At 31.2% G+C, this 14600-nt stretch carries 17 protein-coding genes; all 17 read left to right on the top strand.

The annotated features are described in order from the left end of the window. Nucleotides 1–555, top strand: coding sequence for a transcription termination/antitermination protein NusG (nusG, locus tag HMPREF0629_RS02820; protein WP_036729551.1), 555 nt, complete (start codon nucleotides 1–3; stop codon nucleotides 553–555). Nucleotides 556–619: 64 nt separating this feature from the next. Further along, nucleotides 620–1045 carry a 50S ribosomal protein L11 gene (gene rplK, locus HMPREF0629_RS02825; protein WP_009221866.1) on the top strand — a complete coding sequence of 142 codons (426 nt, stop codon included), beginning with the start codon at nucleotides 620–622 and terminating at the stop codon, nucleotides 1043–1045. A gap of 40 nt (nucleotides 1046–1085) precedes the next feature. Beyond that, complete coding sequence (rplA, locus tag HMPREF0629_RS02830; RefSeq protein WP_009221867.1) at nucleotides 1086–1787, top strand: 50S ribosomal protein L1; 702 nt, start codon at nucleotides 1086–1088, stop codon at nucleotides 1785–1787. Between the two features lie 431 nt (nucleotides 1788–2218). Beyond that, on the top strand, nucleotides 2219–3028 hold the full coding sequence (modA, locus tag HMPREF0629_RS02835) for a molybdate ABC transporter substrate-binding protein (RefSeq protein ID WP_009221868.1): 810 nt from the start codon (nucleotides 2219–2221) through the stop codon (nucleotides 3026–3028). Nucleotides 3029–3032: 4 nt separating this feature from the next. Beyond that, nucleotides 3033–3704 carry a molybdate ABC transporter permease subunit gene (gene modB / locus HMPREF0629_RS02840; protein WP_039856527.1) on the top strand — a complete coding sequence of 224 codons (672 nt, stop codon included), beginning with the start codon at nucleotides 3033–3035 and terminating at the stop codon, nucleotides 3702–3704. A gap of 2 nt (nucleotides 3705–3706) precedes the next feature. Continuing rightward, nucleotides 3707–4753: a sulfate/molybdate ABC transporter ATP-binding protein gene (locus HMPREF0629_RS02845; protein ID WP_050747984.1), complete on the top strand. Its 1047-nt coding sequence runs from the start codon at nucleotides 3707–3709 to the stop codon at nucleotides 4751–4753. A 27-nt stretch (nucleotides 4754–4780) separates the two neighbouring features. Further along, nucleotides 4781–5716, top strand: a complete 936-nt coding sequence (gene moaA, locus HMPREF0629_RS02850) for a GTP 3',8-cyclase MoaA (protein ID WP_009221869.1) — start codon at nucleotides 4781–4783, stop codon at nucleotides 5714–5716. 1 nt (nucleotide 5717) lies between these two features. Next, nucleotides 5718–6200 (top strand): cyclic pyranopterin monophosphate synthase MoaC, encoded by a 483-nt coding sequence (moaC, locus tag HMPREF0629_RS08125; RefSeq protein WP_009221870.1) that lies wholly within the window; start codon nucleotides 5718–5720, stop codon nucleotides 6198–6200. Beyond that, the gene (locus HMPREF0629_RS08130) at nucleotides 6197–6628 is read left to right on the top strand and encodes an MOSC domain-containing protein (protein WP_009221871.1); all 432 of its coding nucleotides are present in this window, start codon (nucleotides 6197–6199) and stop codon (nucleotides 6626–6628) included. Before moaC ends, HMPREF0629_RS08130 begins: the two co-directional genes overlap by 4 nt. 9 nt (nucleotides 6629–6637) lie before the next feature. Then, complete coding sequence (locus HMPREF0629_RS02865) at nucleotides 6638–7615, top strand: molybdopterin-binding protein (RefSeq protein WP_050747985.1); 978 nt, start codon at nucleotides 6638–6640, stop codon at nucleotides 7613–7615. A 7-nt stretch (nucleotides 7616–7622) separates the two neighbouring features. Then, nucleotides 7623–8123, top strand: a complete 501-nt coding sequence (locus HMPREF0629_RS02870; RefSeq protein ID WP_009221873.1) for a molybdenum cofactor biosynthesis protein B — start codon at nucleotides 7623–7625, stop codon at nucleotides 8121–8123. A 105-nt stretch (nucleotides 8124–8228) separates the two neighbouring features. Further along, entirely contained in the window at nucleotides 8229–8573 is a 345-nt protein-coding gene (locus HMPREF0629_RS02875; protein WP_009221874.1) for a DUF6054 family protein, read from the top strand. 146 nt (nucleotides 8574–8719) lie between these two features. Next, nucleotides 8720–10057, top strand: a complete 1338-nt coding sequence (locus HMPREF0629_RS02880) for an aminopeptidase C (protein ID WP_009221875.1) — start codon at nucleotides 8720–8722, stop codon at nucleotides 10055–10057. A 1-nt stretch (nucleotide 10058) separates the two neighbouring features. Next, a complete protein-coding gene (locus HMPREF0629_RS02885) occupies nucleotides 10059–10343 on the top strand; it encodes a putative quinol monooxygenase (protein ID WP_009221876.1) in 285 nt (94 codons plus the stop codon). 167 nt (nucleotides 10344–10510) lie between these two features. Then, nucleotides 10511–12577 carry an HlyD family efflux transporter periplasmic adaptor subunit gene (locus tag HMPREF0629_RS02890; RefSeq protein ID WP_009221877.1) on the top strand — a complete coding sequence of 689 codons (2067 nt, stop codon included), beginning with the start codon at nucleotides 10511–10513 and terminating at the stop codon, nucleotides 12575–12577. Between the two features lies 1 nt (nucleotide 12578). Beyond that, the gene (locus HMPREF0629_RS02895) at nucleotides 12579–13262 is read left to right on the top strand and encodes an ABC transporter ATP-binding protein (protein WP_036729529.1); all 684 of its coding nucleotides are present in this window, start codon (nucleotides 12579–12581) and stop codon (nucleotides 13260–13262) included. Then, nucleotides 13259–14536 carry an ABC transporter permease gene (locus HMPREF0629_RS02900; protein ID WP_039856531.1) on the top strand — a complete coding sequence of 426 codons (1278 nt, stop codon included), beginning with the start codon at nucleotides 13259–13261 and terminating at the stop codon, nucleotides 14534–14536. Before HMPREF0629_RS02895 ends, HMPREF0629_RS02900 begins: the two co-directional genes overlap by 4 nt. Nucleotides 14537–14600 lie beyond the last annotated feature (64 nt).

Here is a 14600-nt window from a genome sequence, read left to right on the forward strand (position 1 = left end):
ATGGAAGATGAAAGACAAATCAATTTGGAAGATAGAGAAAAAGAAGCGAAATGGTATGTGATCCACACTTATTCAGGACATGAGAACAAAGTTAAGGCAAACATGGAAGCCATGGTCGTGAATCGAAACATGGAAGATTTGATTTTTGACATCCAAGTTCCAATTGAAGAGTACGTTGAGAATAAAGAAGGTTCAAAAAAAGTTAAAGAGAGAAAATTATTTCCAAGTTATGTTCTTGTGAAAATGATAATGAACGATGAATCTTGGTATCTTGTTAGAAATACAAGAGGCGTAACAGGATTCGTAGGACCGGGATCAAAACCTGTGCCACTTTCAGACGAAGAAGTTATTACACTCGGAGTGTGTGATAATAAAGAAATTTTTGGAGAATACGAAGTTGGAGAGACTGTTAAAGTAATTAGCGGACCATTCAATGACTTTGTAGGAAAAATTGATTCTTGTAATTATGAAAAGAAAAAAATTAAAGTATCGGTTTCTATGTTTGGACGTGACACATTAGTTGAATTGGATTTTAATCAAGTTATTAAACAGTAGTAGAAGCTAAAAGCTTCAAGAAGTGGGAGGGATATTCCCGCCTAAACCACAAGGAGGAAAGAAAATGGCAAAAAAAGTAATAGCATTAGTCAAATTACAAATTCCGGCTGGAAAGGCAACACCAGCTCCACCGGTAGGTACAGCACTTGGACCTCACGGTGTAAATATTATGCAGTTTACAAAGGAATTTAATGCAAAGACAGCTGATCAAGCCGGTCTTATAATTCCGGTAGTATTGACTGTATATCAAGACAGATCATTTACATTCATAACTAAGACACCACCGGCAGCAGTTCTTATTAAGAAAACTATCAATCTAAATTCAGGTAGTGGAGAACCTAATAAGAAGAAAGTAGGTAAGATTACAAAAGCACAAGTAAAAGAAATTGCTGAACTAAAAATGAAAGACTTAAATGCAGCAAGCGTTGAAGCTGCTATGAGCATGATTTCAGGTACAGCAAGAAGTATGGGTGTAGAAGTAGTAGAGTAGTGGGAGGAAGTTTCCGTTAAAACCACAAGGAGGGATTTTAATGCCAAAAAGAGGTAAAAAATATTTAGAAAGCGCAAAGCTTGTAGATAAAACTAAATTGTATGATGTAACAGAAGCTATTGAACTTGTTCAAAAAACTTCAGTTACAAAATTCGATTCAACTGTTGAACTTGCAGTAAGACTTGGAGTAGATCCAAGACATGCCGACCAACAAGTAAGAGGTACTACAGTACTTCCTCATGGAACAGGTAAAGTTAAAAGAGTTCTTGTATTAGCAAAAGCAGATAAACTTAAAGAAGCTGAGGAAGCCGGTGCTGATTATGTAGGTGGAGAAGAATTAGTTGAAAAAATCCAAAAAGAAAACTGGTTTGAATTCGACGTTGTAATTGCAACACCTGATATGATGGGTGTAGTTGGTAAAATCGGTAGAGTTTTAGGACCTAAGGGATTAATGCCAAACCCTAAATCAGGAACAGTAACTTTTGATGTAGGAAATGCAGTAAAAGAAACTAAAGCCGGAAAGGTAGAATATAGAGTAGATAAAGCTGCTATAATCAATGTACCTATCGGAAAAGTTTCATTTGGAACTGAAAAGTTAGAAGACAACTTTAGATCACTTATGTCAGCTATAATAAAGGCTAAGCCGGCAGCTGCAAAGGGAAGATATCTAAAGTCGGTTACAGTTGCAACAACTATGGGACCCGGAGTTAAGATTAACGGTCAAAAATTAGTAGAGCAATAAAAACACCTGAGGAAAGTGAAAAATCACTTTCCTTTTTTATTTATAAAACTGAAAATTAAGGATAAATTATTTTTGATTTCATATTATCCTACTCATCTGATATTGAAAAATATTGAATTATTATTAAAAACAATACGAATTGAGAATTATGTCGGCAGGATAATAATAAATTAAAACTATTATAAGAATTGTATATAATCATAAGAGTAAACAGATTTAAAAAGTTAAGTAAATTACAAGATTTATTCTATTTTAATCTTTAGAAGATATAAAATTTCTGATTATACATTTAAATGATAGAGTTACTTTTTAAAGACTATATGGTATAATTTTTAAGATAGTATTTGCTCATTTTCATCATGTATTTAAAAACAAATCGAAAGTTTAAAAATATTGTATGAAAGTTTTTAGTATCATATTAGGAGGAAGAAATGAATAAAAAATTATTAGTGTTAGTTGTAACTTTGCTTGTTATATTAACAGCATGTCAAGGAAAGGATAATAAGGAAATGGGAAAGAATGATGAGAAAAAAGAGTTGGTAGTATTTGCGGCGGCATCTATGACTGAAACATTGGAAAAAATTAAGACTCTTTATGAAGAAGAACATCCTGAAATAGAATTGATATATACATTTGATTCATCAGGAACATTAAAGACACAAATAGATGAGGGAGCAACTTGTGATGTATTTATTTCAGCAGCATTAAAACAAATGAATGCCATTGATCCGAAAGAATCAAAAGAAGAAATTTCAAATCCGATAGATTCTGAAAGCAGAATTAATTTATTGGAAAATAAAGTTGTTCTTGTTGTTCCGAACGGAAATGTAAAATCGATAAAAAATTTTGAAGATTTAAATACAGATACTGTAAGTTCAATAGCACTTGGAAATTCTGATGTTCCTGTAGGACAATATTCAGAAGAAATATTAACTAATTTGGGAATTTGGAATGAAATTCAAAATAAAATTACTTTTGGATCAAATGTAAAGGAAGTAACAACATGGATTTCAGAAAAGGCGGTTGATTGTGGAATAATATATAAAACTGATGCATTTTCAGCAGGACTTGAAGTAGTAGATGAGGCAGAAGAAGGTGAAATTAATACTCCTGTTATATATCCGGCGGCTATTTTACAGAATAGTAAAAATGCAAAAGAAGCTAAGGAATTTTTGGAATATTTAAAAAGTGATAGCGCTAAAGAAATCTTTGAATCAGTCGGATTTGCTGTAGTGGAATAAAGATATGACAGATTATTATCCGCTTCTAAATTCAATTAGAATTGCATCAATTTCATCAATTATAACTTTTTTGACAGGTATATTTATAGCATATTATATAGAAAGATTGCCTAGAATTATCAAAGGTGTTTTAGATGTTATTCTGACTATGCCATTGGTACTTCCGCCAACAGTAATCGGATTTTTTCTGCTTAAGTTATTGGGACCGAATACTGTAATAGGAATGTGGTTTCTTGAAACATTTTCTGTAAGACTTGTTATGAATTGGTATTCATCAATATTTGCAACTGTGATTGTAACATTTCCGTTAATGTATAGAACAGCAAGAGGTGCATTTGAATCTTTTGATTGGAATTTAAAATATGCAGCTCAAACACTGGGTAAAAATGACATTTGGATTTTTTGGAAAATAATATTTCCGAATTGTAAACAAGGTATTATTGCCGGAGTTGTACTCAGTTTTGCAAGAGCACTTGGTGAATATGGAGCAACAAGTATGGTTTCAGGGTTTACTCCAGGGAAAACTGCAACTATTTCAACAACAGTATATCATATGTGGAGAATAGGAAGAGATGATATAGCATATAAATGGGTAATTATAAATATAATGATTTCTTTTGCAGTTTTAATTACCATAAATTTATTAGAAAAGAAAAAATCACGGAGAGTTTTTTAATAATGCTTAAACTTGATATAAGACGAAGATTAAAAGATTTTAATATAGATGTTAATTTTGAATTTAGCAAATCTGTCCTTGGGCTTTTAGGGGCATCCGGAAGCGGAAAGAGTATGACTCTTAAGATGCTATCAGGCTTAGTAAAGCCTGATAGCGGATATATAGTATTGGATGATACCGTACTTTTTGATTCTGACAGCTCGATAGATCTTAAGCCCCAGATGCGTAACATAGGATATTTATTTCAAGATTATGCACTATTTCCCAATATGACTGTAGAAAAAAATATATTAGCCGGAGTTAGAACCGGAAGCTATAAAGAAAAAATTAAAAAGGTAAATTCTGTTTTAAATGATTTAAAGATAGAAAAATTAAAAAAATGTTTTCCGAATAATTTATCCGGAGGAGAAAAACAACGTGTTGCACTTGGTAGAATTTTAGTAAATAATCCTAAATTGATTTTATTAGATGAACCTTTTTCGGCACTTGATGAATATTTAAAGTGGCAGATTGAAATTGAAGTAAAACAAGTTTTAGAGGAATATAATATTCCGTCTATTTTAGTTTCTCATAATAAAGATGAAGTATATAGAATGTGTGATGAAGTTTGTGTATTACATTGTGGAAAATCAGAACCGATTCAAGAAACAAAATCTTTATTTTTAAAGCCGAATACACTTTCAGCTGCAATGCTGTCAGGATTTAAAAATTATTCTGAGATCAAATATGTTGAAAAAGATAGAGTATATGCAATTGATTGGGATATTTATTTATCAGTTTTAGAGAATAATTTTGAAAATAAAATTGTAGGAATAAATTCAAGTAGCTTTAAAATTTTAAATGCAAATATTGAGAGAGAGGAAAATATATTTCACTTAAATGAATATAAAGTTCAAGTGGAATTATTTTCAGTTATGATTATTGCAAAAATTTCAAGTTTTGCTAAGCCGTTATATATTGAAATTGAAAATAATGAGTGGGAAAGAATTAAAAATTTTGAAGACATATTTATACAAATTAAGTCGGATGATATAATTTTTTTGAGATAATTAAATTTTAATATGGAGTAATAAGCGATGAAAGATCAATATTTTAGAGAGATTTCTTATTTTAGAATTTCATTGACTCCTGTTTGTAATTTTCGTTGTATCTATTGTATGCCATATAATCAATCTTTTGATAAGGTAAATCTTATTCCTATGGAGCAAATTGAGCAGATTATAAAAGTATCTGCTCAAAATGGTATAAAAAAGATTAGATTTACAGGAGGAGAGCCTCTTTTAAGGGAAGGACTTCTGCCCCTCTGTCATAAAATTTCAAATAAAATTGGGATTGATGAAATTTGCTTGACTACAAATGGTAGTTTTTTGAAAGATATGGCAAAAGATCTTAAAAAAGTTAATGTAAAAAGGATAAATTTGAGTTTGGATACATTAGATTCTAAAAAGTTTAGCGATATAACAAGAGGGGGAAAATTAAAATCAACTTTAGAGGGATTGGATGAAGCTTTAAAATTGGGATTTAAAGTAAAAATTAATACAGTATTAATGGGCGGAATTAATGTGGATGAAATATCAAATTTAGTTGAACTTACAAAAGAATTACCGGTAGAATTGCGTTTTATTGAATTAATGAGAATGGGTGTTACAAAAAATTGGCAAGAAGATGTTTTTGTAAAAAACGACATAGTTTTAGATAAAATTAAAGGATTAAAACAAATTGGAAATTTTGGAGTTGCATCTGTGTATAAAATACCGGGATATTGTGGTGAAATTGGTTTAATCAGTCCTATAAGTTCATGTTTTTGTGAAAACTGTAATCGTATTAGGATGACATCTGACGGAAAATTAAAACCATGTTTACATTCTAAGGAAGAATTTGATATTTGTAATTTATCAAAAGAACAAGTAGAAGAAAAGTTTAAAGAGGCAGTATTTGCAAAGCCGTTTCAACATAAATTACTTAGAGGAGAAAGTGAAACTAATAGAACTATGAATTTAATCGGAGGATGAGATGAAAAAATTTACTCATTTTAATGAAGATGGAATGCCAAAAATGGTTGATGTAAGCAAAAAAGATAAGACAGTCAGAATAGCTGCAGCAAGTGGACAAGTATTGCTAAATGCCGAAACTTTCAAGAGAATTAAGGATAAGACTATTGAAAAAGGAGATGTATTGGCAGTAGCTCAAGTTGCAGGAATTATGGCGGCAAAAAAAACATCGGATATTATTCCGATGTGTCATAATATAAATTTGTCCGGAGTAGATATTAAGTTTATATTGGATGAGGATAAAAATATAATTGAGGTTCAGTCAATAATAAAAACTACTTCTGAAACCGGAGTGGAAATGGAAGCACTACATACTGTATCAGTAGCTATGCTTACAATTTATGATATGTGTAAAGCTGTTCAGAAAGATATTATTCTAACTAATATTTATTTGATGGGAAAAGTCGGAGGTAAAAGTGGAGAATATGGAAGTATTGTAATATGAGAGTTGTGAGCGTATCTATAAGTAAAGAAAAAGGAACTAAGAAAATTCCGGTATCATATATTGAAATAAAGAAGGATCATGGGATTATTGGAGATGCACATGCGGGTAATTGGCATCGTCAAATAAGCCTGTTGGGAATTGAGAGTCTTAATAAAATGAAATTAGAATTTCCTAATTTATCTGCCGGAGATTTTGCTGAAAATATTTTGACAGAGGGTATAGAATTGTATAACCTTTCTGTAGGTACGGTACTTGAGATAGGAAATACAAAAATAGAAGTTACACAGATTGGAAAAGAATGTCATAAAGGATGCGAAATAAGAAAAATCACAGGCGATTGTGTAATGCCGAGAGAGGGAATTTTTGGTATAGTTTTAAAAGAGGGAAAAATTTTTCCGGGAGACAGTATTAATTTTATTGAAAGGTAGGTGACCGATATGATAGAAAAAGTACGAACAGAAGATGCGGTTGGAAAACCTTTAATTCACGACATAACATCTATCAGAAAAGACGGTTTTAAGGGAGTTTTATTCAAGAGAAATCATATAATTCAAAGTGATGATATAGATAAGTTGAAAGACATAGGCAAAGAACATATATATGTCGGAGAATTGGAAGATAATCAAGTGCATGAAGAGGATGCAATTTTAGAAATTGCTCCTAAAATTGTTGATGATAACATTGAGTGGGGACTTCCGTCTGAAGGAAAAATTACATTTAAAAGTAAAGTAAGAGGACTTTTTAAAGTAAATGAAGAAGCCGCCTTTAAATTGAATTCTATCGAAGATTATACATTTGCTTCAATTTCTAATAATACGGTTGTTGATGTAGGAGATAAGCTTATAGGCGGAAGAATTGTTCCGTTATATACTACAAGGGATGTAGTTGAAGAGGCTAAAAAAATATCAGAAGAAAATAATCCCATATATCGAGTATTGAAATTTTATAAAAAGAGAGTGGGAATAATAATTACAGGCAGTGAAATATATTCGGGAAGAATTAAAGATATGTTTGAGCCGATGATTAGAGAAAAGTTAAAATTTTATGGTGGAGAAATCGTAGATGTAATATTTGTTCCGGATGATATTGATAAATTACTTGAATCCATGAGAGAGTTATTGAGTAAAGACATAGAGCTTTTAATATTATCCGGAGGAATGAGTGTAGATCCTGACGACATTACACCGACAGCTATAAGAAATATCAGTTCGGATATAATATTTAAGGGAGTTCCGATACAGCCTGGAAATATGCTGACAGTAGGAGTTTTAAAAAAGACATATATAGTTGGAGTTCCGGGAGCTTCAATCCATTCTTCAAAGACAAGTTTGGACTTGCTGTTACCTAAAATATTTTCAAATTCTCCTGTAAATAAAGATGAATTTATAAAAATGTCTGTCGGGGGGCTTCTGTAAGGTGATTATGAGTGATAAATACAGCGCCGGGGTTTTAACTATCAGCAATAGATCGTATAGGGGAGAAAGAGAAGATTTAGGGGGACCTATACTCATAGAATTGATAGAAAAGCTTGGATTTGAGGTTAAAAATTTTAAAATAGTACCGGATGAAAGAATCAATATAAGAGAGACTATTGAAGAATGGGTTGATGAAGATGATTTAGCTCTTATATTAACTACAGGTGGAACGGGTTTTTCTGATAGAGATATAACTCCGGAAATTACAATTGAATTATGTGATAGGAGAGTGCCGGGAATTTCAGAGGCAATGAGAAGCTATGGAGCTAAATTTACACCTATGAGCTATTTGTCAAGAGCAGAATCGGGTATTAGAAAAAATACTTTGATAATAAATTTCCCCGGAAATCCTAAAGCGATAAGAGAAAATTTTGAAGCTATAATACCTTTCTTAAAACATGGTATAGATATATTGAGAGGAAAAAATAATTTAAAAAATGTTCATTAATCTATGTGAAATTAGAAATTTAATATTGAAAATTACATTTTTGTTATTTAATAATTATAATAGAGAAAAGTGTTTTAAGTATATTATGTAATAAGGGTGAAGATTATGGCAAAATATGAAAGACGTTTTAAAGGAAATTTTGATGAAGTTTTAAAACTATGTAAGGATACAATTGAAAAAAAGAGTTTGACTGCAAGTTTAGAAGATCAAAGCTATTTTGAAAATGAAAAATTTAAGGCATCTGTGAGTATTTTTGAAAGATTCAGCTATAGAGGTTCTAATAGAGTAAGTCTCAGCATTACTTTAATTGAAAGTGATGAAGAACTTTTTATATCGGCTATAACATCAGGAGGTTCTCAAGATGTGTTTTCAAAGGTAAATGCATTTGGGGAAGTCAGTTTTTTAGAGACATTAATACCTGCAGTTGAAGAATATATTAAGAAATATTAAATAATTAAATAGAATCTTGACTTATGGAAAATAAGTTGAGATTTTTGTTTTTTTTAAAATATTAATTTAGATAAATGGAAAATTAGTTATAACTTGAAAAAATTAATTGATTTATTATTATATAATATTTATGAAGGAGTGATAATATGGAATTAAAAATTAATAAATTAGATGAACTTAGAAATAAATTTGGTGCTGATAGAGCGAATAGAGTTGCACAAAATGCTGCAATGGAAAATGGAATTGATAAAGCTGCAGTAAAAAATATGGTGTATGAAGAACAAAGACACAGTTTTAATGTAAATTTAAATCAAGGAGACATCACCAACCAAAAACAATCCGGAAGATGTTGGATGTTTTCTGCACTTAATGTGATGAGATACAGAATAATAAAAGATTTAAATTTAAAGACATTTGAACTTTCTCAATCATATCCGTTGTTTTACGATAAGCTTGAAAAAAGTAATTACTTTTTAGAAAGTATATTAAAAACTCTTGATGAAGATATTCATTCAAGACTGGTTGCTCATATTTTAAGAGATCCTCTTGGGGACGGAGGACAGTGGGACATGTTTGTAAATCTTGTGAAGAAGTATGGTGTGGTTCCAAAATATGTAATGGGTGAAAGTGCAAATTCATCAAACACAAGAGCACTTGATGATTATCTTACTAAACTTCTCAGAGGATATGCTGTAAAGCTTAGAAAGGCTCATGAGAGCAAAAAAGGAATGGATGAATTAAATTCCATGGTAGAAAAATACATGGAAGAAATTTATAATGCTCTTTGCATAAGTCTTGGTACGCCTCCAACAGAATTTGATTTTGAAGTTAGAGATAAGGATGATAATTATATATGTGAGAAAAACTTAACGCCGATTGAATTTTTCAATAAATATGTAAAGATGAATTTAGATGACTATATTTCAATTATAAATGCACCTACAAAGGATAAGCCGTATAACAGAACATTTACGGTAAAATATCTTGGAAATGTTGTTGAGGGAAATAAAGTAAAATATTTGAATCTGCCGATTGAAGAATTGAAGAAGGCTGCAATATCCCAAATGAAGGATGGAGAACCTGTATGGTTTGGTTGCGATGTAGGACAATTTTTCTACAGGTCGGGTTCTGTTCTTGATACAGAAACGATAAAAATGGACGATTTATTTAATGTGGAATTTGATATGACAAAAGAAGAAAAACTTGATTACGGTGAATCTCTTATGACTCATGCAATGGTATTTATGGGCGTTGAAGTAGATGAAGGCGGAATAAGTAAAAGATGGAGAGTTGAAAATTCTTGGGGAAAAGACAGCGGAAAAGATGGATATCTTGTAATGAGTGATAGATGGTTTGATCAATATATGTATCAAGTTGTTGTAAATAAAAAATATTTATCGGAAGAAATATTAAAGGCGTGGGATACAGAAACAATTGAACTTGAACCATGGGATCCGATGGGATCACTTGCAAAGGAAAGATAAAATGTTTTTATTTAACAGAAAAATTTTTAAAGAAGAAGATTATAAGAAAGCTTTGGAGCTTATAGAAGAACTTGTAAAAAAATCACAAGCTGAAAAGGGATGTATAGTATATAAAGCTTTCAGAGATATTGACAATAAATACGGTTTGTGTATTTATGAAGAGTGGGACAGTAAAGAGAGCCTTGAAGCTCATCAAAGTACAGAGCACTTTAAAAGAATCGTTCCACAAATTTCTGAAATTGCATATGAAAGAAGTCCGCTGTACAGATTTGAAGATTTAGATTAATGAGATGTTAGAGGTAAGGTATTTCTTACCTCTATTTTTATATGGAGATAGTATGGGCTTAGATAAATCTTAGACTTTTATTTGTTATTATTTAAAAATATTGCGTATAAGATTTTAATATAAGGGTATATAATTAATTATAATATTGAAAAATTTAGGAGGATATTATGACAAGAATCTTGGGATTTTTTAAAAGACGTAAAAAAACCGTCATTGTCGCGGGAATTTTTTTATTGTTAATAATAGGATTTTTTTCTTTTAGAAATAAAGGAGGAAACTATCAACCTCTTTTAAAGAATGAAACTACAGAATTAAAAAAGAAAGAGTTTGTAAGTGCGGTAAATGAATCCGGAAAAGTATTGAGCGAAGATTCAGCGCAAATTTATGCTGAGAAATCACTACCTGTAAAAGAAATTAATATTGAAGTCGGAATGCAGGTAAAAAAAGGTGATGTGATAGCAAGACTTGATGATACAACTATAAAACAACAGATAGCTATTAAGAGTGCAATGATAGGAGCAACAAATAAGTCTACATCACTTCAAGTTAAAAATGCTCAAGATAAGTTGGATGAGGCGTTAAAAAATAAATCTGACGGTACTAATGGAAGTGTTGTATCTGCAAATAATGCAGTAACTGCAGCTTATGATGCGTGGATTACTGCGGAAAAAACTTATAATAACTATAAGAAAAGTCTTGAAGAAGGATATAATGAACAGCTTGTTGCCAATAAGAGCACAATGGATTCATTACAAAATGGAGCGAATAGTGCAGGATTAAACTATGCTCAATCTAATGACAGATTGAATAAAGAAATTCAGTCACTTAACGAAAGCGGAAGACTTGCTTATATGAAATCGGTAGAGCTTGGAAATTTGAAGGCGAGAGATTCGGAAAATGACAGAAGAATTGCCGAACTTCAGAGAAAACAGGAGACATTAAAAGCGCAAAGTACGGCACCTCAAATTGATCCGGTGTTATCTGCGAGACTTACTCAGGCTAATTCGGATATGGTTAATCTGAAAAATAGATTAGAATTTGAAAAGCTTAGAGTTCCGAAAGATGAAAATGAAATAAATATTTTACAATTAAGTGTAGAGAATCAACAAAAGCTAATTGATTCAATTCAGGCAGAAATTAAAAATTCAATGATAGACAATTCCTCTTTAATTAAAGAGCTTGAGAATGTTACAAATCAAATTTCTGAATTAAATACTATTTCAAAAGATTTGAAGGCGAAAATAGTTGAGCTTGAATCAGATATTAAAAAATATCAGGCAGAGGTAGAAACAGGTAGAAAAACAATTGATGAAAAGAAAAAAGACTTTGAACAACAAAGGCTTGCGCTTGAAAATGCAAACAAAAATATTTCATCAAATGTAGAACAAAAAAATCTTTCAGATAAATCAAGACAGGATATGCTGAAGTCTTATAGAAAGAATGCTGATGATTTAAAACATGCATATGAAAATGCGATAAAAAATGTAAAAGTTGCTGAAGTTGCACAGGATAATGAGATAAATGCATTGAAAAACAACTTAAAAACAGCGGGTGCTAATGGAGATACTACTGTAAATTCAATTGAACTTAAAAATTTATATCAAGATTTAGAAAGAACAGTTATAAAAGCACCAATGGATGGAACAATTACAGAAAAAAATTTAATACAGGGGCAAGTGCCGACAGATTACGTTGCAAAAATTGAGACAATAGACAGAACAATAGTGGAAAGTCAGATAAAGGAATTTGATTTAAATAGAGTAAAGGTTGGAATGGATGTAGAGATAACAAGTGATGCATTTGGTAAAGACAAAATATTCAAGGGGAAAGTTGAATCTATAAATCCTACTCCATCAAAGAAGAGGGACCAATCTCAAAATTCAAATGAAGTTGTATATACTACAAAAATTTCGTTTGATGATACATCAGTAACAGATTTAAAACCCGGCATGAGTATTAGAGTTAAATATGTTATGGAGAAAAAACAAAATGTATTTGTAGTTCCATCTGATGCAATATATGAGAAAAATAAAAAATCATTTATATTAGCCGTTGACGGAGACAGTGGAGTTTTTAAAATCAGAGAAATCGAAGTAACCGTTTCATCCGGAAATGATTTTGAGTCTGTTATAGAGTCTAAAGAATTAAATGAGAAAATGAGAGTTATAAATTCTCCTGATAATTATAGTGCAGGTGTAGATGTAAATGTAGTAGATATGCAAACAGGTGTGTAATATGCAAAAAATAATAGATATGAAGGGTATTGTGAAGAGATATTATATTGGCGAGCCCAATGAACTTGAAATACTTCACGGGATTGATATAGAGGTTTTTGATTCGGATTTCATATCAATTGTAGGAGCATCCGGTAGCGGAAAGTCTACTTTGATGAATATAATAGGTCTTTTAGACAGGGCCACAGAGGGCTCATATATACTTGGAGGACTTGACATAAATAAGGCGGTTGATACTGAGCTGTCAATAATCAGAAATAAAAAAATAGGATTTGTATTTCAAAATTTTAACCTTATACCAAGACTTTCTGCACTCGGTAATGTTGAATTACCCATGTTATATGGTAAAGTACCCAAAGCTGAAAGACAAGAAAGAGCTATGGAACTGTTAAGGCTTGTTGAAATGGATACAAGGGCAAATCATAATCCAAATGAATTGTCAGGAGGACAAAAACAGAGAGTTGCGATAGCAAGAGCTATGGCGAATAATCCTGAAATTATTCTTGCTGATGAACCAACAGGAGCACTTGATTCAAAAACCGGAAGAATAGTAATGGATTTATTTCATAAATTAAACGATGTTCAAAAAAAGACAATTATTTTAATAACTCATAATAGAGAACTCGCAGATGAAACTCCAAGGATTTTAACGATGTCTGATGGAAGAATAGAGGTGTCTAAATGAGTATATTTGAAAATATAAAGATAGCTATTGAAGGGCTTAGGTTAAATAAAATGCGAAGCTTTTTAACTATGCTGGGGATAATAATAGGTATATCTTCGGTAATAGGGATTTGGACAATAGGTCATGCAATGTCAAATTCTGTATCAAAAGGCTTCGACTCATTTGGAAATACGGTTATAAGTGTATCTGTTACTGCGAGAGAAAAAGATCAGAATTTTGATTATACGCCCGATATAAATGACAGGGATAAAATTAAACAATATCAAATTGATGAAATGTTAAATAGATATTCGGATTATATAAAGTCAATAAGTATTTCGGGTATGGGAGCATCGGGAAAAGTTTTTGCGGGTAGAGCAAAATCAAATGTAAGAATAGAATCAGTAACAGCCGGGGCAAAAGATGTAAACAATTTAAAGATGGTGTCGGGAAGATTTATTGATGATAAGGATGTGAATCAACAAAAAGAAGTTGCTGTAATTTCAGATAAAGTTGTAAATAAAATTTATGGCGGGAAAGTTGAAAATGCACTTGGGTCAGAAATTGAGATAAATACAAATAATTCCGGAATACGAACATACCTTGTAGTAGGGGTATATAAATATGAACCTATAGATTTTGGAATTTTTGGAGGAGATACCTCGGGAGAAACAACAAACGTATATATTCCTATGACAGTAGGCAATAGGCAATTTGGAACAAGTAATACAGTAACTGAATCTTACCAGACAATTAATGTAAATGCCAAGAGCCGAGAAGTCATATCACAAACTTCAGCTATGATTGAAAAGTTTTTTAATGATAATTACTATAATGAAAATGAAAACTATAAGGTAACTTGTCAAACAATTGAATCTCAAATATCACAGATAAATAAAGTTATGGGAACAATAAAACTTGCAATAGGAGCAATAGCTGCCATATCTCTTATTGTAGGAGGCATAGGAGTAATGAATATATTACTTGTATCAGTTACGGAAAGAACAAGAGAAATTGGAATTAGAAAAGCGCTTGGGGCTACAAATTCTGATATAAGAGGTCAATTCATTATAGAGAGTATAATAATTTGCTCAATAGGCGGCTTAATTGGGATTCTATTTGGAACATCTTTGGGATATGGAGGAAGTATTTTATTAAAATCGCCTACACTGCCATCAGCCGTATCAGTTTTAGTTGCAGTAGGATTTTCTATGGTAATAGGGATATTTTTTGGATATTATCCTGCAAATAAAGCTGCAAAATTAAATCCGATTGATGCATTAAGATATGAATAGTTATTTAAAATTTAATATATCAAAGAAAGAAAATAGAATAAAAAATTCGGTTGTCAAATAACAA

Source organism: Peptoniphilus sp. oral taxon 386 str. F0131, assembly GCF_000090945.1.
Lineage (GTDB): Bacteria > Bacillota > Clostridia > Tissierellales > Peptoniphilaceae > Anaerosphaera > Anaerosphaera mikwangii.